This is a genomic window from Variovorax defluvii, assembly GCF_039541515.1.
In the GTDB taxonomy this organism is placed as follows: domain Bacteria; phylum Pseudomonadota; class Gammaproteobacteria; order Burkholderiales; family Burkholderiaceae_C; genus Variovorax; species Variovorax defluvii.
Genome location: NZ_BAABGJ010000002.1, coordinates 195,532 through 219,143 on the forward strand (window position 1 = coordinate 195,532; position 23,612 = coordinate 219,143).

At 64.7% G+C, this 23,612-nt stretch carries 21 protein-coding genes; 14 read left to right on the top strand and 7 right to left on the bottom strand.

Annotated elements, in window-relative coordinates; translation table 11 throughout:
* Positions 1-31: 31 nt before the first annotated feature.
* A complete protein-coding gene (locus ABEA07_RS02320; protein WP_345535608.1) occupies positions 32-1,015 on the top strand; it encodes a Bug family tripartite tricarboxylate transporter substrate binding protein in 984 nt (327 codons plus the stop codon).
* Positions 1,016-1,147: 132 nt separating this feature from the next.
* Here ABEA07_RS02320 and ABEA07_RS02325 read toward each other — a convergent pair whose 3' ends face one another.
* The 4 genes from ABEA07_RS02325 to ABEA07_RS02340 are packed head-to-tail and all read right to left on the bottom strand — an operon-like array spanning position 1,148 to position 5,434.
* Positions 1,148-2,344 (bottom strand): acetyl-CoA C-acetyltransferase, encoded by a 1,197-nt coding sequence (locus ABEA07_RS02325; RefSeq protein WP_345535609.1) that lies wholly within the window; start codon positions 2,342-2,344, stop codon positions 1,148-1,150.
* Between the two features lie 36 nt (positions 2,345-2,380).
* Positions 2,381-3,634, bottom strand: coding sequence for an acetyl-CoA hydrolase/transferase family protein (locus ABEA07_RS02330; RefSeq protein WP_345535610.1), 1,254 nt, complete (start codon positions 3,632-3,634; stop codon positions 2,381-2,383).
* 10 nt (positions 3,635-3,644) lie between these two features.
* A complete protein-coding gene (locus ABEA07_RS02335) occupies positions 3,645-4,523 on the bottom strand; it encodes a MaoC/PaaZ C-terminal domain-containing protein (RefSeq protein WP_345535611.1) in 879 nt (292 codons plus the stop codon).
* A 5-nt stretch (positions 4,524-4,528) separates the two neighbouring features.
* Positions 4,529-5,434, bottom strand: coding sequence for an SDR family NAD(P)-dependent oxidoreductase (locus ABEA07_RS02340; RefSeq protein ID WP_345535612.1), 906 nt, complete (start codon positions 5,432-5,434; stop codon positions 4,529-4,531).
* Positions 5,435-5,597: 163 nt separating this feature from the next.
* Between ABEA07_RS02340 and ABEA07_RS02345 the strand changes: the two genes are divergently transcribed.
* Complete coding sequence (locus ABEA07_RS02345) at positions 5,598-7,301, top strand: AMP-binding protein (RefSeq protein ID WP_345535614.1); 1,704 nt, start codon at positions 5,598-5,600, stop codon at positions 7,299-7,301.
* A 30-nt stretch (positions 7,302-7,331) separates the two neighbouring features.
* Here the strand turns inward: ABEA07_RS02345 and ABEA07_RS02350 are convergent, their stop codons facing one another.
* Together ABEA07_RS02350 and ABEA07_RS02355 are read right to left on the bottom strand one after the other, a co-directional pair.
* A complete protein-coding gene (locus tag ABEA07_RS02350) occupies positions 7,332-8,033 on the bottom strand; it encodes a transglutaminase domain-containing protein (RefSeq protein ID WP_345535616.1) in 702 nt (233 codons plus the stop codon).
* A gap of 14 nt (positions 8,034-8,047) precedes the next feature.
* The gene (locus ABEA07_RS02355; RefSeq protein ID WP_345535618.1) at positions 8,048-8,836 is read right to left on the bottom strand and encodes an enoyl-CoA hydratase/isomerase family protein; all 789 of its coding nucleotides are present in this window, start codon (positions 8,834-8,836) and stop codon (positions 8,048-8,050) included.
* Between the two features lie 129 nt (positions 8,837-8,965).
* Here ABEA07_RS02355 and ABEA07_RS02360 point away from each other — a divergent pair, with 129 nt between their 5' ends.
* The 12 genes from ABEA07_RS02360 to ABEA07_RS02415 all read left to right on the top strand — a co-directional run bounded on the left by ABEA07_RS02360 (position 8,966) and on the right by ABEA07_RS02415 (position 21,796).
* Positions 8,966-11,008 (top strand): FAD-dependent oxidoreductase, encoded by a 2,043-nt coding sequence (locus ABEA07_RS02360; protein ID WP_345535619.1) that lies wholly within the window; start codon positions 8,966-8,968, stop codon positions 11,006-11,008.
* 5 nt (positions 11,009-11,013) lie between these two features.
* Complete coding sequence (locus ABEA07_RS02365; protein WP_345535620.1) at positions 11,014-12,186, top strand: acyl-CoA dehydrogenase family protein; 1,173 nt, start codon at positions 11,014-11,016, stop codon at positions 12,184-12,186.
* Positions 12,183-13,346, top strand: a complete 1,164-nt coding sequence (locus tag ABEA07_RS02370; RefSeq protein WP_345535621.1) for an acyl-CoA dehydrogenase family protein — start codon at positions 12,183-12,185, stop codon at positions 13,344-13,346. Before ABEA07_RS02365 ends, ABEA07_RS02370 begins: the two co-directional genes overlap by 4 nt.
* Positions 13,347-13,362: 16 nt before the next feature.
* On the top strand, positions 13,363-14,172 hold the full coding sequence (locus ABEA07_RS02375) for an enoyl-CoA hydratase/isomerase family protein (protein ID WP_345535622.1): 810 nt from the start codon (positions 13,363-13,365) through the stop codon (positions 14,170-14,172).
* Positions 14,173-14,199: 27 nt separating this feature from the next.
* Positions 14,200-14,991, top strand: coding sequence for an SDR family NAD(P)-dependent oxidoreductase (locus tag ABEA07_RS02380; RefSeq protein WP_345535623.1), 792 nt, complete (start codon positions 14,200-14,202; stop codon positions 14,989-14,991).
* Positions 14,992-15,071: 80 nt separating this feature from the next.
* Positions 15,072-15,713: a TetR/AcrR family transcriptional regulator gene (locus ABEA07_RS02385; RefSeq protein ID WP_345535624.1), complete on the top strand. Its 642-nt coding sequence runs from the start codon at positions 15,072-15,074 to the stop codon at positions 15,711-15,713.
* A 57-nt stretch (positions 15,714-15,770) separates the two neighbouring features.
* Complete coding sequence (locus tag ABEA07_RS02390; protein ID WP_345535626.1) at positions 15,771-16,601, top strand: ABC transporter ATP-binding protein; 831 nt, start codon at positions 15,771-15,773, stop codon at positions 16,599-16,601.
* Positions 16,598-17,752 (top strand): AMP-binding protein, encoded by a 1,155-nt coding sequence (locus ABEA07_RS02395; protein WP_345535627.1) that lies wholly within the window; start codon positions 16,598-16,600, stop codon positions 17,750-17,752. The genes ABEA07_RS02390 and ABEA07_RS02395 overlap by 4 nt, the downstream gene beginning before the upstream one ends.
* The gene (locus tag ABEA07_RS02400) at positions 17,749-18,642 is read left to right on the top strand and encodes a branched-chain amino acid ABC transporter permease (RefSeq protein ID WP_345535629.1); all 894 of its coding nucleotides are present in this window, start codon (positions 17,749-17,751) and stop codon (positions 18,640-18,642) included. The genes ABEA07_RS02395 and ABEA07_RS02400 overlap by 4 nt, the downstream gene beginning before the upstream one ends.
* 154 nt (positions 18,643-18,796) lie before the next feature.
* Entirely contained in the window at positions 18,797-19,714 is a 918-nt protein-coding gene (locus ABEA07_RS02405) for a branched-chain amino acid ABC transporter permease (protein WP_345535630.1), read from the top strand.
* A gap of 28 nt (positions 19,715-19,742) precedes the next feature.
* Positions 19,743-20,972, top strand: a complete 1,230-nt coding sequence (locus tag ABEA07_RS02410) for an ABC transporter substrate-binding protein (protein WP_345535631.1) — start codon at positions 19,743-19,745, stop codon at positions 20,970-20,972.
* 2 nt (positions 20,973-20,974) lie between these two features.
* On the top strand, positions 20,975-21,796 hold the full coding sequence (locus ABEA07_RS02415) for an ABC transporter ATP-binding protein (protein ID WP_425584064.1): 822 nt from the start codon (positions 20,975-20,977) through the stop codon (positions 21,794-21,796).
* A gap of 126 nt (positions 21,797-21,922) precedes the next feature.
* Here the strand turns inward: ABEA07_RS02415 and ABEA07_RS02420 are convergent, their stop codons facing one another.
* A complete protein-coding gene (locus ABEA07_RS02420; RefSeq protein ID WP_345535632.1) occupies positions 21,923-23,437 on the bottom strand; it encodes a PAS domain-containing sensor histidine kinase in 1,515 nt (504 codons plus the stop codon).
* Positions 23,438-23,612 lie beyond the last annotated feature (175 nt).

Consider the following 23,612-nt stretch of genomic DNA (forward strand, 5'->3'; position numbering starts at 1 on the left):
ACCTCCGAGAGCAATACGACAGGAGACGACCTTGAAGACAACCAGACGCCAAGTTCTCGCCACAATGGCCGCCGCTGTAGCAGCGCCGTTGCCCATCTCACAGGCCCTGGCCAGCCAGACCTATCCCCCTGGCCCCGTGCGCGTGGTCGTCCCGTTTCCTCCAGGCGGGCCGACCGACGTCGTCGGGCGGGTCATCGCGCAGCGTCTCAGCGAAGCGTTCAAACGGCCGTTCGTCGTTGAGAACAAAGCTGGGGCGAGCGGACTGATTGGGGCCGATGCCGTCGCCAAGGCCGCGCCGGACGGCCTCACACTGTTGGCAAACGTCTCTGCCCAAGTCATCAACCCATACCTTTACGCCAAGCTTCCGCATGACCCGATGAAGGACTTCCTGCCGGTCACGAGCCTCGCGTCGACGCCCATCCAGCTCGTTGTGAGCTCGAGCCTGCCCGTCAAGTCAGTCCAGGACTTGGTCAATCATGTCAAGGCAAGGCCTGGGCAGTGCAGCTTCGCCTCGTCGAGTTCCGGGACACCGGGCCATCTGGCGGGCGAACTGTTCCGCTTGGCAAGCGGAATCGACGCACTGCACGCGCCGTACAAGGGAAGCGCGCCGGCGCTCACCGATGTGATGAGCGGTCAGGTGACGTTCATGTTCGACTCGATGCCTTCGTCGATCGGCCTGGTGAAGGGTGGAAAGCTCAGAGCGCTCGGTGTCACGGGCACCCAGCGGGCTGCGAGCCTGCCCGGTGTGCCGACGATGGTCGAGGCCGGCTATCCCGACATGACGATGACAACCTGGTACGGGCTGTGGGCGCCCGCCAAGACACCGATGGAAATAGCAAAGCAGCTCCAGGCAGAGGTCTCGAAGGCACTTGCCTATCCGGATGTCAAGGCGCTTCTCGCTGAGGTCTCCGCCGACGGCATGGGCGACACTCCTGAGGTGTTTGCAGCGTTTTGCAGGTCCGAAAGCGAGCGCTACGCCCGCATCATCAAGACTGCGAACATCAAGCTGGAGTGAAAGTGGCGCCAATCACAAGATGCAGTTCGCCTCGATGATGAGGCTCGCACATCGCAGCGTAGAGGGGCTTTGTCCGGGTGACCGAACTCGATTCGCCCTGCAGCGGATGTGCGCATCGCGGCCGACACACTCCTACAAGCTCTCGAACACGGCCGCCATGCCCTGGCCGCCGCCGATGCACATGGCTTCGAGGCCATAGCGAGCATTGCGGCGTTGGAGTTCGTGCAGCAATGTGCACATGATGCGTACCCCGGTTGCGCCGACAGGATGGCCCAGGGAGATGCCCGAGCCGTTCACGTTCAGACGGTCCATGTCGCTCCAGTCCCAACCCTGGAGCACAGCAAGCACCTGACATGCAAAGGCCTCGTTCAGCTCGACCAGGTCCATGTCCTTGAAACCGAGCCCCAGCCGCGCGAAGAGTTTCTTCACGGCAGGCACAGGTCCGATGCCCATGTGGGAGGGCTCGCAACCCACCACGGTCCAGCCAACCAGCATGCCGATCGGCGTGAGGCCCAGTGAGTGCAGCTTGTCTTCGGCCACCACGAGGCAGGCAGCGGCGGCATCGTTCTGCTGCGCGGCGTTGCCCGCGGTGACGATGCCGTCCTTCATGATGGGGCGCAGCTTCGCGAGGCCCTCGACACTCGTATCGGGGCGCACGCCTTCGTCGCGCGAAAGGATGAGCGGGCCGCCCTTCTTCTGCGGCACGGTGATGGGAACGATCTCCTCCGCGAAGCGGCCCTCGCTCCAGGCCCGGGCCGCGCGCTGCTGGCTTTGCAGCGCATAGGCGTCAGCAGCTTCGCGGGTGATGCGGTAGTCGCGCGCGAGGTTTTCCGCCGTTTCGATCATTCCGGAGATCCGGCCGAAGCGGTGCTCGGGTTGCGAGCGCTCGCGGCCTCGGTCGAGGCGATCGTGCAGCGTCACGCTGCCTGCACGCGCACCCCACCGCATGTCGGTGGTGTAGTACTCGATGTTGCTCATGCACTCGACGCCACCTGCCACCACGACATCGGCCGCGCCGCTCTGAATCATCATCGATGCGTTGGCGATCGCCTGTAACCCGCTGCCGCATCGCCGGTCCAGCTGCATGCCGGGGATTTCCACCGGCAGACCGGCCTGGAGTGCGGCCCAGCGGCCGACGCACGGCACCTCGCTGTTGGCATAGGACTGGGCGAAGATCACGTCCTCGATCAGCGCCGGGTCAATCCCGCTGCGCTGCACTGTGGCGCGCACGGTAGTGGCAGCGAGCTCCTCGGTGGGCAGGTGGCGCAAGCCGCCGCCGAAGGCGCCTACGGGAGTGCGGACGGGAGCGACGATGGCTGCTCTGCGCATATGCATTTCCTTTCTGGTTTGTTGGGGTACGTAAGTTCACGACCGCGCGACGGTGTCACGCAGCAGTTGTTCCGCATCGATGGCGAGTTGCCGGCGATGGGTCGGCGCGGAGATGCCAATCATTTTTTCGATCCGCTGCGAAATGCTCAGGCCGCGCAGGTCGGCGGCGCCATGCTCCGTGACGATCACGCCTGCGTCGCTTCGGGCGATGCTCACGGGACCGGAGAGTCTGGCCACGATCCGGCTCTGCGCGCCGGCCGTGGCGGGCAGCGCGATGATGGGCACGCCGCCGCGGCTCGCGTGTGCGCCGCGCAGGAATTCCGCCCCGCCCCCCACGGCGCCTACATAGCGGCCGCCGGCGACCTCGGCGTTGACTTGGCCCGTGAGGTCGACCTCCACTGCGGAGTTGATCGCCACGAGCTTGTGCTGCGCGGCGAGCACCTGGGCGTCGTGCGTGTACTCGGTGCGGCGCACATGGAGGCGCGGGTTGCGATGTGCGAACTTCGCCAGGGCGGCGCCACCAAGCAGCACGCCTGCTACCGAGATGCCGGCGGCCATGCTTTTCCTGGCATTGGTGAGCGCGCCCGACTCGTGCAACTGCACGATGCCGTCACCCGCTGCGCCCGTATGCAGGCCGAGATCCCGGTGGCCGCGCAGCGCGGCGAGCGCCGCGTCGGGAATGGCGCCAATGCCGGTCTGCAACGTGGCGCCGTCCTCCACCAGGCCGGCGATGTGATGCGCGATGCCGGCCTCGACGTCGTTCGGCGGGCCATCCTTGCGTTCTGGCCATGGCTCCCCGCCTTCGACCAGCAGCCCGAAGTCGTCTCGCGCCATCGCGCGCTCGCCATAGGTCCAGGGCGAATGCGGGTCCACCTGCGCAAGCACGCAGCGCGCGGTCTCGCGCGCTGCGGCCAGGTATTCGCAGGCCAGGCCCCAGCTGTAGCGCCCCAGCTCGTCGCGCGAGGAGACCTTGAGCAGGAGCACGTCGATCTTCAGTTGCTTCGACCGGATCAGCCGCGTCATCTCGCTATAGCCGCACGGCAGGATGTCCAGCGTCTTGCCCAGGCGCCTGTTGGTGCCGCTACCGCAGTACGACAGGAATTCCAGGGGACCGGACATTTCCGGTGCGAAAGTGTCATGCGCGCCGATGCCCATGAAGCATCGTACGGGGCCGAGGTCATTGCGCTGCGCCGCCAGTGCGCGTGTGAGCATCAGCGGCTCTGCCGGGCCCTGTCCCCAGGCCACGGTGTCACCCGGACGTATCCACCTGCGCAGGTCCGGCTCGTTCATGGCGCGTTGCTCATTCGATTTCCGCGATTCCGCAGTCCAGCACGGTGACGCCCCGTGGCGACACGCGGCCGCGCAACTGCACACGCCCGCGATCGGGCCACAGATCGACCTCCAGTGTTTCGCCAGGAAACATCGGCGCGGTGAAGCGCAGGTCCAGCGATCGAAACCGCTCCGGCCGGCCCCCGCAGCAATGCCTTATGACGGAGAGTGCTGCCATGCCGTAACTGGCCAGGCCGTGCAGGATGGGCCTGTCGAAGCCGGCGGCCTTTGCGACGCCGGGGTCCGCATGCAGCGGATTCGGATCGGCGTGCAAGCGATACAGCAGGGCGGCGTCTGGCCGCGTCATGTGCGGGTCGCTGAGCGCAGGTCCGGCACCCGGCACCTTGGGCAATGCAGGTCCCGGCTCATCGCCCGGCTGCTCCGACGTGGCAAAGCCGCCGTCGCCTCGGCAGAACGTGACGTGCCGGATCGTCGCGTACTGCGTGCCGCTGTCCGCATCGCTGATCGTGCGCTCCACCGTCACTACCGCGCCGCGCCCTGGGCCCTTGTCGACGATGCGCGTCACGCGGCTGCGTCCGACCACGGTGGCGGCGCCCGGAAGCGGACGGTGGATCGTCAACCCGTTCTCGCCGTGCACCAGACGTGCAGCGTCGATGCCGCTTGCGGGGTCGGACATCCAGAAACCTGGGTAACCCAGCACCAGCGCGAACGTGGGCAGCACGCGTAGGCCGCCGGGCGCTCCCTCGAAGACGAAGGGAAGTCGCGCCGCGTCGAGCGGGTCCGAGCCCGCGCCCAGGCTGAGGGCATAGGCCATGACCTCACGCGGGCCGTAGGTCTGGACCACGTCGGGAAACCGCCACTCGCGCAGCCGCTGGTAGTCGATCGGCATTATGGTTACACCGGGTCCCAGCTGAAAACATCGCCCGAGCGTTCCATGGGCACGAACGAGGCGGAGAGCGCGGGCATCGCGTGAGTGGCGATGGACTCGGCGGTCCAGCCTTCGGAGCGGTGAACGCTGCGCAGGGGCCGGGGCTGGCTCATGAGCGCGATCTCGTTGTTGCGTACGGCAAAAACCTGGGCGTTGACGGCAGATGATGCGTCGCCCAGCAGGTAGACCGCGAGCGGCGCAATCTTGTCGGGCGTCATCTGCTTGAAGCGCTCGACGCGTGCCGCTTCCTCGGGCGTGTTGACCGGAATGGAACTGGTCATACGGCTCCAGGCAAATGGCGCGATGCAGTTGGAGCGCACGCCGAACTTCTCCATGTCGAGCGCGATGCTCTTGGAAAGCGCAACGACGCCCAGCTTGGCGGCACTGTAGTTCGCCTGCCCGTAGTTTCCGATCAGGCCAGAAGTGGATGTCATGTGCACGAAGGCACCGCCGCCCTGTTCCTTGAAATGCGGTGCTGCGGCGCGGCTGACGTGATAGGTCCCGTAGAGGTGCACCTTGACCACGGCGTCCCATTCGTCCGGGCTCATCTTGTGGAAGAAGCGATCGCGTAGGATGCCCGCGTTGTTCACGACGCCATCGATGCGCCCGAAGCTGTCCAGCGCACATTGAATCAGGCGTGCAGCGGTGCCTGCATCGGCCACGCTGTCGGTGTTTGCCGCCGCTTTGCCGCCTGCACGCACGATGTCCTCCACCACGCTTTCCGCGGGTCCCCGGTCGCGGCCTTCGCCGGTCGCAGAGGTGCCCACGTCGTTGACCACCACGCTGGCGCCGTGCCGCGCGAGCGCGAGCGCAATCTCCCGACCGATGCCGCCGCCGGCACCCGTGACCACGACCACCTTCGCTTTCATCATTTGCGTTTCTCCAGGACTGGAACTAGAATTTAGCTAACAAACGTTCGACAGAGAATACATTCAGCCGGACCGATTAGCAATAGACACGGCCTTTTGTCGTCTGTTCGTGCCGAACACTGATAAGGCTGCAGGGGCTTCAATGACCTTCGAAAGGAGAGTGGAGATGCAGGAAACCCGGATCGAGCCGACAGACGGCCTGTCCTACGTGCGTGGGGACTTCAGCCCCGTGATGGTCCCGGACACGCTGAGCAGCTTGCTGGACCGGACCGTGCGTCGATTCCCCGATCGCACGGCGGCGGTGTTCCGCGAGCACGGCGTGCGTTGGACTTGGAAAGAGCTGCAGCGCGAAGCCGACTCGCTGGCAATGGGCTTGCTAAGCCTCGGCCTGAAGGCTGGCGACCGTGTGGCGATCTGGTCGCCCAACCGGCCCGAGTGGCTGGTCGCGCAATTCGCCACCGCGCGCCTCGGCCTCATCCTGGTCAACATCAACCCGGCCTACCGGCTGGCGGAGCTGGAATACGCACTCAACCTTGCACAGTGCCGCGCGATCATCTCCGCCGACGTGTTCAAGACGTCGCAATACCTCGAGATGATCCGGATCCTGGCCCCGGAGATCGGCCATGCGGGACAGCAAGAAATCCAGGCGGCCAGGCTCCCGCACCTGAAGTTCGTGATCCGGATGGGGCAGGGCACGACGCGCGGCATGATCGGTTTCGACTCCTTGCTGGCCAAGGGTCGAGCGGCGCTGGACCTGGCGGCGCTGGACGCGATCACCAGCGGCCTCGATCCGCACGACCCGGTGAATATCCAGTTCACCAGCGGCACGACCGGCAATGCCAAGGGTGCAACGCTGACCCACTATGCCGTCTGCAACAACGCGCGCTTTTCTTCGCGCGAGCTGCGCTTCACTGAGAACGACGTGCTGTGCATCCCGATCCCGCTGTACCACGCGTTCGGCATGGTGCTGGCCGGGCTGCTGTGTGTCGCCACCGGCGCGGCGATGGTGTTCCCAGGTGAGGCCTTCGACCCGGTCGTGACGATGGAAGCCATCCAGGCCGAGAGGTGCACCGCGATGCACTGCGTACCCATGATGCTGATATCGATCTTGGGCCACCCGCAGTTCGGTGAGTTCGACCTCAGCTCGCTACGCACCGGAATGATGGCCGGTGCCCCGTGTCCGGTGGAGACAATGAAGCGAGTGGTGAGCGACATGCACATGCGCGAAGTCACCATCGCTTTCGGCATGACGGAGACCAGCGGCGCCATCTTCCAGAGCGGCAACAGCGATTCGCTGGATCGCCGTGTGTCGACCGTGGGGCGCATCCTGCCGCACCTCGAAGCGAAAGTCGTGGACGTCGCCGGGACGACGCTGCCCGTGGGCGAAAAGGGCGAGCTGTGCGTCAAGGGCTACACCGTGCTCAGGGGGTATTGGGGCGACGCGGCCCGCACGAAGCAGGCCATCGTCGATGGCTGGCTGCATACCGGCGACCTGGCCACCATCGATGCGCAGGGCTACTGCAACATCGTCGGCCGGGCCAAGGATATGCTGATCCGCGGCGGCGAGAACGTCTACCCCCGCGAGGTCGAGGAGTTTCTGTTTCGTCATCCGAAGGTGCAGACCGTCCAGGTTTTCGGCGTGCCCGATGAGCGTTTCGGCGAGGAGGTGTGCGCCTGGATCATCCTCAAGCCCGGCAGCGAGGCCACCGCCGAGGAGATTCGCGAGTTCTGCAAGGACCAGATTTCGCACTACAAGATCCCCCGCTACGTGCGCTTCGTGAGCGAGATGCCGATGACCATCACAGGCAAGGTGCAGAAGTTCGTCATGCGCGACGCAATGATCAAAGAGCTGCAGGCCAAGAGCGCATGACTGCATCCGCCATGCAGCGTGCACTGCGCCCTAAGGCGTCCTGACCGGTGCGCGCGCGGCGACGTCCTTCTCGAAATCGTGGGAAAGCTCGACTGCGTCGCCCTCGAGAGGGATGCCCCAGCCGGTTTCCGGAGGATAGACAGCGCGCCAAGCGGCAAGGATCTCGTCACGCGGGACGTCCTCATAGGTGCCCCGGTCCCGCACGTACTCCATGTGCTGCCTGCCCGATGCATCGAACGGGTGGAAGATCGAATCGTTCACACCGTCGAATTCCAGCGGCTCGATGCCGGCCTTGGCACACAACGTCAGGTTGAATGCCGGTGTCGCCTTGACCCACCGGCCGCCGAGAAACATCTCCGCATAGCCGTGGAAGACGAACAGGTCCGTCTTCATCATGGCTTCCAGCCTCGGGCTCGTGAGGTGGTTGCGCACGTCCGCGTAGCCCACCCGCGCGGGAATGAAGACTGCCCGCGCTGCAGCGGCCAGCACGGCCGCCTTGGTGATGCAGAAGCCGCGGCCCGATGCCAGGCACCTGCTTGCCCGGAAGCCTCCCTCGGTGTGGTCGATGTTGTAAGGGTCGTAACGGAGGCGGTCCCGCACCGCCAGGTACAGGGAGATCGCCTTGTCCTTGTCGTCGCCGATCCCGGCTGTCGTCGAGCGGGCGAACGCCACGATGGAGGGGTGGTCGCTGTCGATATGCCGGCCGGGCCGCGTCATCGAATCGTGTGCCATGGTGTCACCCGGGTTCAACGCGCGAACACGGGCTCACGCCGGCCTTCGAACGCAGCGATCCCCTCCTCGACGTCTTGCTGCCGAAGCGTATGGAGGGCATCGTTCTCTTCCATCTGCAGTCCTTCGGCAAGCGTGCCGTCCAGGCCGGCGTCCGCCAGCCGTTTCATCGATGCCAGGCCTTGTTGGCTACGGGTGGCCAGCATCGCGCAGTACTCCCCAGAGGTTTGCGCCAGCGTGCCCGGTTCGCACACGTAGTTGACCAGGCCCCATTGCAGCGCAGTGTCTGCATCGATCCAGCGCGCGCTCAAAAGTAAGTCCTTGGCGCGTCGCGGACCGATCACGCGTGGCAGCCGCTGGCTGCCGCCCCAGCCGGGGATGATGCCGAACTTGCCGTGCTGGTCACCGAAGCGAGCGGCTGCGTCCGCGAATACCACATCGCAGGACAACACGAGCTCGAGCCCGCCCGCCAGGCACAGGCCCTGCACGGCGGCAACCACTGGCAGTCGGCTGGCCTGCAGGCGGTTGAAAGCGCCATGGCCCTTCTGAAGAAAGGCCCGCAGGCTGTCTGCATCGCCGCGCACGGCCTTGAGTTCGTTCAGGTCGGCGCCGGTGCAGAAGTGCTTGCCCTGAGCGCGCACGAGGATGCTGCTCACGCCGCTGCCGCTTGCCTCGAAGCGGTCCAGCGCAGCCTCCATGAGTTCGAAGACGGCAGTTGACAGGCAGTTGAATGCGTCCGGCCTTGCCAGTTCGAGGATGCCGGTGGCGCCGGAAATGGAGGCGGAGAGGGGAGGGGCGTCAATCATCAGGATTTCCTTTTTACCTTACAAACCTTAGGCTGAGGATGGATGGAGAAGCGAAAACGACTTGCAATCTGGGATCTCCGCGACTATCATACCAAACATACGTTAGGTAGGATAACCCTGAAAGCCACCATGACCAGCGATACGACCAAGCCCTACGCACACATGCTCGCCCCCTTGCAGGTGGGCACCCATCTCCTGAAGAACCGCGTGATGATGGGATCCATGCACACCCAGCTCGAGACGCTGGACCGTGCGCATGAACGCCAGGCCATGTTCTATGGCGAACGCGCTCGAGGCGGTGCGGCGCTGGTGGTCACGGGCGGCTTTTCTCCCAACATGGACGGGCGCATCGAGGAGACGGGTCCGGTCCTGATGACGGAGGCGCAGGCCCGCGACATCGCTCCCGTGGCTCGTGCGGTGCACGACGCGGGCAGCAAGGTGTTGCTGCAGGTATTGCACGCGGGGCGATACGCGAAATTGCCGAGACCGGTGGGACCGTCCGGAATCCCGTCCCGCATCAACCCTCGCGGCCCGCGCGCCATGACGACCGAAGAAGTCTGGCGCACCATCGACGATTTCGTCGAATGCGCAGCGCTGGCAGCGAAGGCGGGCTTCGATGGCGTCGAGATCATGGGCTCGGAGGGGTACCTTATCAACCAGTTCACCGCAGCGCGAACCAACGACCGTACCGACGAATTCGGCGGAAACGAGGCCAACAGGGGGCGGTTCCCGGTAGAGGTCGTGCGCCGCACGCGCGAGCGGCTCGGCAAGGGTTTCCTCATCATGTACCGCATATCCGCCATCGACCTGGTAGAAGGCGGCGCAGATGCCGGCGAGACGGCGCGTCTTGCGCGTGCAGTGGAGGCGGCCGGAGCCGACATCATCAACACGGGCGTGGGCTGGCACGAGTCGCGCATCCCCACCATCATGTACGTGGTGCCGCGCGGTGCATGGCGCTTCGCTGCAGCGCGAGTCAAGCAGGCTGTTTCCATCCCGGTCGTTGCATCCAACCGGATCAACACGCCCGAGCTCGCCGACGAGATCGTGGCGAGCGGCGACGCCGACATGGTGTCGATGGCCCGCCCTTTTCTTGCCGACCCGGAATTCGTCAACAAGGCCGCGCAAGGACGTGCCGACGAGATCAATACCTGCATCGCCTGCAACCAGGCATGTCTCGATTACATCTTCAAGGACAAGCCGGCCTCATGCCTGGTCAACCCGCGTGCAGGACGCGAGCTGGAGTTCGCCGAGATGCCGGCGGCAGGCGCGCGCCGGAAGGTGGCGGTCATCGGTGCTGGCGTCGCAGGGCTGTCTTGCGCCGTGACCGCTGCTGAACGCGGGCATGACGTCACGGTATTCGAGGCGCAGAAGGAGGTGGGCGGCCAGATCAACTTCGCGCGCCAGGTGCCCGGGAAGCAGGAGTTCAACGAATTGCTGCGATATTTCCGCCGCAAGGTGGAAATACATGGCGTGAAGCTGCAGCTGAACACCCGCCCGACGGCTCAGGAATTGGCGGCGGGTGACTTTGATCGCATTGTCGTCTCCACAGGTGTCACGCCGCGCATTCCCGATCTTCCCGGCGTCGACCATCCCAAGGTGGTCGACTACGCCGAACTGCTCTCGGGCAGGAAGGTCGCGGGCCGCAAGGTGGCGGTGATCGGCGCGGGAGGGATCGGCTACGACGTGGCCGAGTTCCTCACGCACAGTGCGCCGGCGCCGAATGCCGACGCGGTGGCAGCTTTCGCGCACGAGTGGGGCGTCGACCGCCGCCCCGAAAGCGTGGGTGGTCTGCAGGACGAGAGCGCCCATCCGCCGGCGCGCATGGTCACGGTGCTGCAGCGCAAGCCCGAAAAGCCCGGCCGCACCCTGGGGGTCAGCACCGGATGGGTCCACAAGTCCACGCTCAAGCGCGCGGGGGTGACCATGGTGACCGGCTGCACGTATGAGAAGGTCGACGATGCAGGGTTGCACATTCGCATTGGCGGCGAGCCGCAACTGGTCGAGGCCGACACCGTGGTGCTGTGCGCGGGGCAGGAATCGGAGCGGGGGCTCTACGACCAGCTCGTAGCGCTCGGGCATAAGCCTGACCTGATCGGCGGCGCCGAACTTGCTGCCGAACTGGATGCGCTGCGCGCGATCGATGCCGGCATGCGCCTGGCGATGACGCTGTGACTGCCATGCACGCCGACAGCGAAGCGTCCCGGCTTGAAAAGGCCGAGGACCTGAGACAACTGCGCGAGAGTGCGGAGGATTTCGCGTCGCGCGCATCGCCGCTTGTGCGTGCGCGCGGTTTGCGGGGCACTGCGCTCGGGTACGACAGGGCATTCTGGGACGCCCTGGTGGAGCAAGGCTGGACCGGGTTGCTGGCGCCCCAGGAGTGCGGCGGGTTCGCGCAGGGATTCGCTGCCGCGGCGGTGATAGTCGACGCGCTCGCCATGCAGCTTGCGCCCGAGCCGTTTGTTCCCGCAGTGGTCTTCGCCGGCCGAGCCATCGAACTGTCCGGCGGCGGACCGGTTCATGCCGAGCTGCTGCAGGACCTGGTGGGCGGCAAGTCGATCCCCGTCGTCGCGTTCGAAGAGCAGTCGATCGCGACCGCGGTCGACCTCACGCCCCGCACGGTGCGCGCGGAAAAGTTCAGCGGCGGATGGCGCATCAGTGGCACCAAGTTCAACGTCCGGGCGGCGGCCGGTGCGGATGGCTTCGTGGTCTCTGCGAGCCTGCCGACCGGCAGCCAGTCGCTGTTCTGGGTGCCGGTTGCATCCGCGGGCGTGGCTGTCGAATCGCGCCAGACCACCGACGGCGGCGACTCCGCGACGCTGGCACTGGACGGTGTCGTTGTGCCGGACCGCCACCTGTTGTCCCAAGGCAGCCGTGCCGAGGAGGCACTGACTCGCGCATTCGACGAGGCGTTGGTGATGACTTCGGTCGAGCTCCTGGCGATCCAGCGAGCGATGTTCGCGATGTCGCTGGATTACCTGCGCAATCGCGTGCAATTCGGCCGCCCCATCGGCAGCTTCCAGACGCTGCAGCACAGGGCCGTGGATTTGTTGATTCAGAAAGAGCTCACGGCCGCGGCGCTGGGCGAGATCGTCGAGCGGCTGGACCACGAGGGCGCGCCGCGTATGCGCAGCCGGGATGCGAGCCGCGCCAAGGCGCGCGCTGCGGCCGCCGCTGTGCAGATTGCCAAAGACAGCGTGCAGTTCCACGGTGCCATCGGCTACACGGACGAATTCGATTTGGGTCTGTACGTCCAGCGCACGATCGTGCTCTCGGCCTGGCTGGGCAATGCATGGATGCACAGGCGGCGCTTTGCCGCGCTCGACAACGTGACGGAAGGCGCGCAGGCATGAGCCAGGACCTCAACTCCCTCGATGACGAAAGCTTCCGGCGCACTGTCCGTGCGTTTTTCGCCGAGTACTACCCGGAAGAACTGCGTTTCCCCAAACAACGCCTGCGCTGGGCCGAAGTCAAGCCCTGGTTCATGGCCTTGTCGAGAAAGGGTTGGGCTGCGCCCGGCTGGCCGGTGCAGTATGGCGGCATGGGCCTGGAGCCGGCCAAGCTGATCGCTTTCATCGAGGAGCAGGAAAAGTGGGGCGTGGCCCGCACGCCCGACATGGGCCTGACGATGGTCGGCCCGCTTCTGATCCGCCACGGGACCGAGGCACAGCGCTCGCAATACTTGCCGCGCATCCTGGCAGGAGAGCACATCTGGGCGCAGGGCTATTCCGAGCCCAACGCCGGCTCGGACCTGGCCAGCCTGCGCACCGAGGCGGTGGAGGACGGAAGCGATTTCATCGTCAACGGCCAGAAGACCTGGGCCACGCTGGCACAGGATGCGACGCACATCTTCCTGCTGGCGCGCACCGAAAAAAGCGCGAAGAAGCAGGAAGGCATCAGCTTCCTGTTGGTCGATGCCACGTCGCCGGGCATCTCGGTGCGGCCGATCCGCAATATCGCCGGTGGCGAGGACTTCTGCGAAATTTTCTTCGAGAACGTGCGCGTTCCGCAGGCCAACCTCGTGGGCGAGCGCAATGGAGGATGGAAGATCGCGAAGGAGCTCCTGACCTTCGAGCGCATCTTCCTCGGCAGCCCGAAGCAGTCGCAGTATGCACTGGCGCGCGTGCGCGAAGCCTGCGCGCTGCTCGGCTTGGAGCGGGACGCCGGTGTGCAGGACCGGCTGACCCAGCTCGAACTGGATGCGGCAGACCTGAACGCGCTCTACGGGCGCTTCGTGCAACAGGTCAAGCGCGGCGAAGCGCTCGGCCCTGACGTGTCCATGCTCAAGCTGTGGGGCACCGAGACTTTTTCTCGCATCGCCGACCTGCTGCTGGACATCACAGGCACCGCCGGCGGCCTGCCGGGCGACATCCCGGCGCCGGCCGGCGACAGCGAAGAGGCGATCAACGTCCTCACCTCCTTCTACAACGCACGGCCGGCCACCATCTACGGCGGCAGCAGCGAGATTCAGCGAAACATCCTCGCTGGACAGGTCCTTTCACTTCCCAACTGACAGCGCGTAACCCACCATGAACTACTCCGACTTCGAATTCCTTCAGTTCGACCACAAGCCCCATGGCGTGCTGCTGATCACGATCAACCGGCCCCAGGTCATGAACGCGACCAATGCCCGTCTGCATTGGGAGCTGACCAAGGTCTGGGGTGTGGTCAATGACGATCCGCGCACCAACGTCGCGGTGATCACCGGCGCCGGCGACCGCGCATTTTCCGCAGGGGGCGACCTGGACTGGGTGGGCGGCATCATCGGCAACCCGAAGAACGTCAACGGCGTGTTGCAGGAAGCGGCCGACGTGGTCCACAACATGCTGGCCTGCGAAAAGGTCATCATTTCCGCGATCAACGGCGTGGCCGTCGGCGCGGGCCTCGCGGTCGCGATGCTGGCCGACGTCAGCATCATCGCGGAGAACGCGCGCATCACCGACGGCCACGTCAAGCTGGGTGTTGCTGCAGGCGACCACGCGGCCATCGTCTGGCCGATTCTCTGCGGAATGGCCAAGGCCAAGTACTACCTGCTCACCGCCGACTTCATCGATGGCAAGGAGGCCGAGCGCATCGGGCTGGTGAGCGCCTGCGTGCCGGCGGATCAATTGATGACCAAGGCGATGGAGGTGGCCGACAAGCTTGCCACCGGCAGCCAGACCGCAGCCCGCATGACGAAGAAGGCGCTGAACGGCTGGATGAATGTGGCACGGCCGGTGTTCGAGCACTCGCTCGCGCTGGAGATGCTCACGTTCCTGGGTGAGGACGCCGTGGAGGGCCTTGCCGCCGCGCGCGAGAAGCGCACCCCCGTCTTCCCGTCCGCCCGCGTCGCGTCCTGAAGCCATCCCCCATTCGCAAGGAACATCATGGAACTCCACCTGAAGGGCAAGTCCGTCGTCGTCACCGGGGGCGGCTCGAACATCGGACGCGGCATCGTGCTCGCCTACGCACGCGAAGGCTGCAACATCACGATCGGCGACATCGACGAAGCGCAGGCACAGAAAGTTGCGGCGCGCGCGCGAGAGGAGGGCGCGCAGGCCGTACGAGTGGTCAAGACTGACGTCACGGACCCGGCGCAAGTCAGCCGGATGTTCGAATCCGCGGTGGACGCGTATGGCAGGGTGGACGTGCTGGTCAACAACGTAGGTTGGGACAAGCTCATGTTCTTCACGCAGACCACGCCGGATTTCTGGGAGCGCGTGATTCGCATCAACTACGTCGGCGTGCTCAACTGCACACGGGCCGCCCTCGCACTGATGATCCCGCAGAACAGTGGCTCCATCGTGTCGATCAGCTCGGACGCGAGCCGCCAGGGTGAGCCCCGCGAAGCCGTGTATGGCGGCGTCAAGGCGGCGATCAACAGCTTCATGAAAACCATCGCCAAGGAAAACGGCCGCTACGGCATCCGATGCAACGTGGTCTGCCCTGGCGTCACCATTCCCGAGGAGGGGGAGGAAGTTGGCGAGGCCAGCATGTGGGCGCGCGGCGAAATGTTCACTCCCGAACAGCTGGCGAAGGTGGCCAGGTCGCTCCCCCTCAACGCGATCGGCCGGCCCAGCGACATTGCCAGCGCGGTGGTGTTTCTCTCCTCGCCCCGCGCCAGCTACGTGACTGGCCAGGTCCTGTCGGTCTCAGGTGGCTACAGTATGATCGGCTGAGGGTAAACGCTAGGCATGGCCGGCTGTTTGTAGACTAACATTCGTTTGGTAATTCCTCTTCCATGCCGCCGAAATCCCCCATGAGCGCCCTCGCAAAAGTCCCGTCGCCGAAGCACGACGGCAAGCGCGACGAAATCCTCGCCTCAGCGGCGAGGCTGTTCCGCCACCAGGGTTACGCCGCCACGACGCTGCGGGAGATTGCGGACGCGGCAGGTATCAAGGCGGGCAGCATTTACTACCACTTCGACTCCAAGGACGAGATCCTCGGCGAGGTGCTCGACATGGGCATGAAGATGGTGACCGATGCGCTGCGCGCCAAGCTCGATGCGCTGCCGTCCAATGCGACCATGCGGGATCGGATCGCGGTGGCGATTGAGGGCCACCTCTACGGCATGCTGCACTTCGGGGATTTCACCTCCGCCAACATCCGCATCTACGGACAGATTCCCGTGGCCGCGAAGAACAAGCACCGGGTGATCCGGCGCGCATACGCCGACATTTGGGACAAGCTTTTCGAGGATGCGCTCGCCAGCGGCGAGCTTCGCGGCGACACGAGCCTGGCAGTCATGCGACTGTTCCTGATCGGCGCGCTGAACTGGACGGTGGAGTGGTACAACCCGCAGCGCGGGACGTTCAAGGATTTCGCGCAGCAGATCACCACCATCATCTTCGATGGGATCTTGAATCACGACACGATCGAGAGAATGGCGGGGCGCGGCTGAGGGCCCCGCCTGCCATACCCCCGCGAACCCAAATTTTTTTTCCAACGCACCTAACAAATGTTTGCTAGTCACGATCTCAACAGCAGTCCGGGTCCGGCGCTGGCGCGTGCGGGGGCGGAGGCGCTGCTCTGCGTGCGCGGCGTCAGCTTGCAGTTTCGTGGCGTCAAGGCGCTGTCTGACGTGTCCTTCGATGTGCGCCCCGGGGAAATTTTTTCGATCATCGGTCCCAACGGCGCCGGCAAGACCTCGATGCTCAATTGCATCTCCGGGCGGTATTCGCCTACGTCGGGCTCGGTGCACCTTCAAGGCCGCGAGATCACGCGGCTCCATCCACAAGCCCGGGCCCGGGCCGGTATCGGCCGGACCTTCCAGAACCTGGCGCTGTTCGGGCACATGAGCGTCCTGGACAACATCCTCGCAGCGCGCCACACGAAACTGCGCAACAACTTCATCACCGGCGGGCTGTACTGGGGCACCGGCGCCCGCGTGGAAGAGATGCGCCACCGCGAAGCGGTGGAGGAGATCATCGAGTTCTTCGGCATCGCGCATGTGCGACACGCGCTCGCGGGCACGCTGTCCTACGGTCTGCGCAAGCGTGTGGAACTGGCGCGCGCCCTTGCCCTCGAGCCCATCGTTCTGCTGCTGGACGAGCCCATGGCCGGCATGAATCTCGAGGAGAAGGAAGACGTTGCGCGCTACGTCGTCGAGCTGCGGCGCGAGCGCGGCATCACGATCGCAATGATCGAGCACGACATGGGCGTGGTCGCGGACGTCTCGGACCGCATCGTAGTTCTGAATTACGGACGCAAGATCGCCGAGGGCCTGGCTTCCGACGTGTTGTCCGATCCCGCCGTCAAGACGGCCTACCTGGGATGGGAGGCCGCATGAGCAGCTTGGGTTCGCTGTCGGGCTACACGCTGGCGCAGCTCTTGCGACGCAACGCAGGGCAGTGGGGCGAAGCCGTTGCGTTGCGTGCCAAGTCTCGCGGTATCTGGAAGGAGATGAGCTGGGCAGGCTGTGACCGGCGCGTGCAGGCCATCGCGCTCGGATTGGTGGAACTGGGGCTGGCTCGGGGCTCGGTGGCGGCGTTGCTGTGCCGCAATTGCCCGGAACTCGTGCTGACCCAGGTGGCGGTGCAAGTGGCCGGTGCCGCCACGCTGGTCTTGGACGCGGACCACGGCGTGGACGAGACCGCGATGGCACTGGCGGCAAGCCAAGCGCAGCTTGTGGTCGTGCAGGATGAAGAGCAGGCCGACAAGGTGCTCGAGGCGGGCGCACAGGCCCACACCGTCCGCCACATCGTGTACCTGCAGTCCCGCGGGCTGGCTGCGAACGGCGACCCGCGGCTCGTGGCGATGGCCGAAGTCGAGCGGCGCGGACGCAAGGCCGGTGCTGCAACCCCGGCTCTTTATGACGCTCTTCTGGCGAGGGGGCATGCAGATGACCTGTGCCATCTCTTCGCTGCGCCGAATTCCGAGGCCGCGATACCGAAGCTGGAATCCCTGACCAACGAAGAATGGGTGACGCTCGCTCTGGGCCGTCTTGCACAGTACCCTGCTTCGCGCGCAGATGACTACGTTTGCCTCGAATCGTTGTCCGGGCTGCGGCAGCAGGTCGCTGCCACTGGGGGCTTCCTCCTGGCAGGCGTCAGGCTCAACTTCGTCGAAGACAGTCAGACTGCGGCATCCGACCTGCGTGAGGTCGGCCCCTCGCTGGCGTACATGCCGGCGTTGTATTGGCAGCGGGTCGCGGCTGACGCGAGAACCCAGCTGTCGCAGGCACGAGGCCTGCGGGGATTCCTCGTACGAATAGGCCTGCGTGCCGGTGCGCGCGCATTGAGTCGCAATGCGCAGCCGTGGCTGTTCGACCTGCTCGTCGGCCGCGCCATGCGCGACCGCCTGGGACTTGCGCGGCTGCGAGTGGCGGTCACTCACGGGGATGGCATCGCCCACGAGACCCGGGAGTTCTTCCGCACGCTCGGCCGGCCACTGCATGTCATCAATGTCGACGAATTCAATTCAATGGAGAAGCAGTCATGAAGTGGCAATTGCTTGCGCAGTTCCTCGTCAACGGCCTCGTGATCGGCTCGCTCTACGGATTGGTTGCCATGTCGTTCGTGCTGGTCTTCAAGGCGTCGCGCGTCGTCAATTTCGCGCAGGGCGAGTTCCTGCTGGTGGGCGCATGGACATGTTGGTGGCTACTGCAGTCATACAAGCTGCCGTTCGCCCTGTCCTTCCTGATCGTCATGTGCGGGATGACGGTGCTGGGCCTGCTGATCCAGGTGGTGGTGCTCAGGCCGCTGGTGGGTCAGCCCATCATCTCCGTGATCATGGTGACGATCGGGATGTCCGTGTTCCTGCAGGCCGTCACCAAGCTGGTGTTCGGCTCCACCGCCCAGACCTATCCAGACCTGCTCGAGGACAAGACCACCGTGGTAATGGGCATGGCGTTCGAGACCATCTACATCGTCAGCGCTCTCGTCGCGGTGGCGGCGATGGCCGTGTTCGGCTGGCTCTTCAAGTACACGAAGGTGGGCCTGGCGATGCGCGCGACGGCGTTTGACCAGCAGGTGGCCGGATCGCTGGGCATTCCGGTGCGCAACATGTTTGCGGTGTCCTGGGTGATTTCCGCCGTGGTGTCCGGGTTTGCCGGCATCGTGGTCGGCGCCGTGAGCGGGGTGTCGAGCGGGTTGTCGTCGATCGGTCTGAAAGTCTTTCCGGCGGTCATCCTGGGGGGCATGGATTCGATTGTCGGCGCGATCGTGGGTGGCATCCTGGTCGGTCTGATCGAGAACCTCGCGGAGTTCGCGGACGGCCAGTTCCTCCACTGGGGCAATCTCTTCACCATCGTTCCGTTCTACGTCTTGGTCGCAGTGCTGATGGTCCGACCCTACGGCCTCTTTGGCACGCGCGCCATTGAAAGGGTCTGACATGCAGATGACCTCGCGCCCATGCGGCGACTTCCGCATTTCCTATGGCGCTGACTCCTCGCTGTTCAGGACCCGCGGCACGCTATGGGCCTATGTGGCAGGCGTGCTGCTGCTGATGTGTGCGCCCCTGGTGTTCGACCGCTACGGCATGACCTTGCTGATCCAGATCGGCTGCATGGCGATCGGTGCGTTGGGCTTGAACATCCTTACCGGCTATTCCGGCCAGATCTCGCTCGGCCATGCGGCGTTCTTCGGGCTGGGTGCCTTCGGCTCCACCTGGCTGTCCAACAAGATGGGCGTACCGGTGTTTTTCGCCATCCCGCTCGGCGGGGTGATCGCGACGGTGTTCGGCATGGTGTTTGGCATTCCAGCCGCGCGTATACGGGGGCTGTACCTCGCGATTGCGACGCTGGCGGCGCAGTACGTGCTGGAAGACTTCTTCTCGCGTGCAACGTGGTTCACCGGCGGTGTGGCCGGCGCGCACGCCAGGCCGGTGGTCATCTTCGGGTTCGCGCTCGACACCGAAGGGCGCTACTTCTTCCTTGTGCTGGCATGGCTGGTCGCCGCCTTCGTCTATGCGGGCAACCTGATGCGCACCCGCGACGGTCGCGCACTGGTGGCCATCCGCGACCACTACATCAGCGCCGAGATGATGGGCATCCCGATCGTCCGCTACAGGATCCTCGCATTCGGCCTTTCCTCCTTCTACGCCGGCTTGGCCGGCGCGCTTCTCGGTCACTACCTCACCTTCGTGTCGACCGAGGGAATCAACATCTTCCTGTCGATCCAGTTCATCGCAATGATCATCATCGGCGGGCTCGGGACGCTGTCGGGCGCGTTGCTGGGCGCGGCATTCATGGTGCTTTTGCCCGAGACGCTGGAACTCGCCGTTGGCGCGCTGAAACACGGCGGATGGGTCACGTCGCCGGCCGTGCTCGGGGGCGTGAACTACCTGCGCGAGGCGGCCGTGGGCCTGGTCATCGTGCTGTTCCTCATTCTCGAGCCGCATGGCCTCGCCCACCGGTGGCGGGCGATCCGCGCCTACTGGCAGCTTTATCCCTTTTCCCACTGACCCACCAATCGAACCAACTGGAGAAGACATGAAGCGCAACGCACTTTCCCTCGCCGCGGCCGCGGCACTGGCCTGGTCCGCGCAGGGCGCGCCGGCACAGAGCATCTTCATCGGCATCCTCGACGACGTGACGGGCGCGACGTCGCAGGTGGGCCGGGAACTGGCCGACGCGAAAGCTGACACCATTCGCTGGATCAACGCGAACGGCGGCGTCAACGGCAAGAAGATCGAGTTCGAGGCGGTGGACTATGCCTACAAGGCACCCGCTGCCATCGCCAGCTACAAGAAGTGGATGTCGCAACCGGTCAAGCCGATCGCGATCTACGGTTATGGCACGGCCGACACCGAGGCGTTGAGTGGCTTCGTCAATGCCGATAAGGTGGTGTACCTGTCGCACTCGTTCTCCGCGCTGCTCAGCGACCCGACCGGCGCGAGCAAGCGCGTGGAGAAGCCCACGCCCTACAACTTCTATCACGGCGCAACCTATTCGGATGGCTGCCGCGCGGGGGTCAAGCATTTCATGGACCAATGGAAGCGCGAAGGCATGGCCGGCAAACCGAAGTTCGCGTTCATGGGCGATAACCATCCTTTCGCCAACTCCCCGAAGGACGCGTGCATCGCGTACGCCAACGAACTGGGGTACGAGGTGATCGCTCCGATCCAGTACTCGATGCGGCCGGGCGACTTCAAGGCGCAGTGCCTCACGCTCAAGGAATCGGGCGCGCAAGTCGCGTACATGGGCAACACCGGCGATTCGAACGTTTCGCTGATGAAGTCATGCTCCACCGTCGGCGTGGCCGCCAAGTTCTATTCCAACGCCTGGGGTTATTCCGAGCAGGTGATGGACGCGGTAGGCCCGGCCGGCGCTGGCGCGATCGCGCCCTTCGCGGCGACGCCCTGGAACATGAGCGACGGCCCCGGTGCCAAAACGGTGTCCGAGATCTCCGGCGGCAAGCCTCGGACGGCCTACTACGCCGCCGCCGTCTGCAGCCTGATGTACCTGCGGGAGGCCCTGGCCTGGGCCGACACCAACGGCGGCATCAAGCCCGAGAACGTGACACGGGGCATGTACCAGAAGAAGGACTGGGTGCCCAAGGGCATGGAGGGTGTCTGCGCGCCGGCTACGTGGACAGAGACTGATCACCGCAGCGTCTCGACCGTTGCGCTCTGGGAGGGTCTGATCAAGGACGGCAAGGCGACATGGAAGAAGGCAGGCGACGTCCAGCTTGGACGCGATGCCAAGTGGTTCGCGAGGTAGGCATGATGAAGCAGGCCACGGTCGCGTCTTCTGCGCCGGTGCTTTCCGTCGACAACATCGAGGTTGTCTACAACGAGGTGATCCTTGTCCTCCACGGCGTGAGCCTTGATGTGGGGCCCGGCGAGATCGTGGCGCTGCTCGGGGCCAACGGCGCGGGCAAGTCGACGACGCTCAAGGCCATCTCTGGACTGTTGGGCGGCGAGAACGGCGCGCTCACGCGAGGCAGCGTGCGCTTCTGCGGTGAAAGCATCGGCGCCCTGTTGCCCGACCAAGTGGTGCGGCGTGGCGTGTTTCAGGTCATGGAGGGACGCCGCATCATCGAGGACATGACCGTGGCCGAGAACTTGCGCCTCGGCGCCTATACGCGAACGGGTCGCGAGTGGGTGCGCGACATCGAGCGCGTTTACCAGTATTTCCCGCGCCTGAAAGAGCGTACGGGCCTCGCCGGTTATCTCTCCGGCGGCGAGCAGCAGATGCTTGCGATCGGCCGCGCGATCATGGCGCACCCGCAACTCGTGATGCTCGACGAGCCCTCCATGGGCTTGTCGCCCATGATGGTCGACGAAGTGTTCGACATCGTGCGCGAGATCAACCGGAAGGAAGGACTGCCCATCCTGCTCGTCGAGCAGAACGCCAACGTGGCGCTGCGCTATGCCTCCCGCGGCTACATCATGGAAGGCGGTCGCATCGTGCTGGAAGGTGCCGCGGAGGACCTGCGTTCCAACGACGAGGTCAAGGAGTTCTACCTTGGCGGGGGCGCGGGCGCCCATCGCGCTTCGTTCCGCAACCTCAAGTCGTACCGGCGCCGCAAGAGTTGGGCTTGAGACCGATTGATGGAAAGGGAGTGGTCCCTTGAAGATCCAGATCCAGGTATGCGTCAGGCGGGTGGTGTGGACTACAACGTGAAGGTTTGGGTCGGATCGGACCAGACCGACACTTCGCTTAGCGCATCAGGCGCGGATTGAGAGTACGAAAGTGGCACCAGCACCACCGTCGGACGTCGCCCATAGCCGCCCTCCGTGGGCCTCAACGATCGTCTTGCTGATCGCCAAGCCCATGCCCATACCATTGCGCTTCGTGGTGAAGAAGGGTTGGAAGATGATCTGCGGATCGCTCAGGCCGGGTCCGCTGTCAGTGACGGCTACGACTGCTTCGTCGCCATCACGTTTGGAAGTCACTGACAGAACGCGCGGACGGTCTTCCAGCCCAATCATTGCTTCGATCGCGTTTCGCATGAGGTTGATCAGTACCTGCTGGATCTGCACTCGGTCAGCCTGCACCGCGGGTACGGCCGGGTCGAGTTCGCGCCTCGCCACGACTCCACCTTGACGCATCTCTCCATCAAGCATCTGAAGCACCTCGTTTGTCACGATGTTCAGACTCAATGGTTCCTTCATCAACGGCGCCCGCTGAAAGAGAAGGCGTATGCGCTGGACAATGTCCGCACCTGCGGCAGCATCCCGCCCGATCCGCTCCAGACTGTAGAGTGCACGTTCGATGTTAGGAGGATCCATGCTCAGCCACCGCTTGCAGGCATCGCTGTTTGCTATCACCGCCGCGATAGGCTGATTGACCTCGTGAGCAATGGCTGCCGACAATTGGCTCACAGCGGCCATTCTCGATGCGCTTGATAGGCGTGCCTCCATTGCGCGAAGTTCCGCGTCCTTTCGCTTGCTGTCGTCCAGATCGGTGATGGAGCCGTACCAGCGAACCAGGCGCCCATCGGCGTCACGATGCGGTACTGCCTCGAACTGAAACCACCGATACACGCCGTCGTGACGCCGCATGCGGTGCTCGATGACGCAGGGCACACCCTCGGTGACCGCTTGGGACCACAACGCGATCGTCTTTGGCAGGTCGTCCGGATGCAGGTGAGCCGCTTGCTTCCACTGTTGCAGTGCTTCGAGTCCGGTGCCAAAGTAGCGCAGCAGCGGGGCATTGACGAACTCGAGCTCACCCTGCGCTGTCGTCGTGAAGAGCATCGCGGGCGATCGATCGAGGATCTGGCTGTACGTTTCTGCATTTTCGAGCGCCAGGTGCTCTCTTTTTCTTCTGGCATCGATCTCCGTGCTCGTGCCATACCACTTCAGAATACGCCCGGCGGCGTCGCGCAGAGGGTGCGCGCGCGCAAGGAACCAAAGGAACTCGCCGTCAGCCCGGCGAAGCCTCAGCTCGACCTCGATGGGCTCGCCTCTAGCCACAGCACTTTGCCATTGGCTCAACGCTCGTTCGCGGTCGTCCGGATGTAGAACTTGGGCCCAACCGAGAGCGACCGACTCTTCGCTGGACAGGCCCGAATATGTCACCCAGCAGCTATTGAAAAAATCCGCTGCCCCGTCGGGCCCGGTGGTCCAAGCTAGCACCGGAATGGTGTCGATGATCGTGCGCAGGTCCGCCGCTGCGAGCGCTGACGTAAGGCCCGCTCTTGAAGCCATGCGCTCAAGGTTCTGTTGAGACCTGACCATTGCGTCGCTCCACGCGGTTCATGAAGCCTGGCATTCTCCGTTTAGAAAGGCCATTCTGGGGACAGTGCAATCATGATTTCTTGTTAGTCCCCGTTTCGGGGCATGGATGTACGATGGCTGTGCATTCCCCTACGAGGCACGTGGGCTCCAGCTGAGTTGCCAAAGGCGGCTTTGA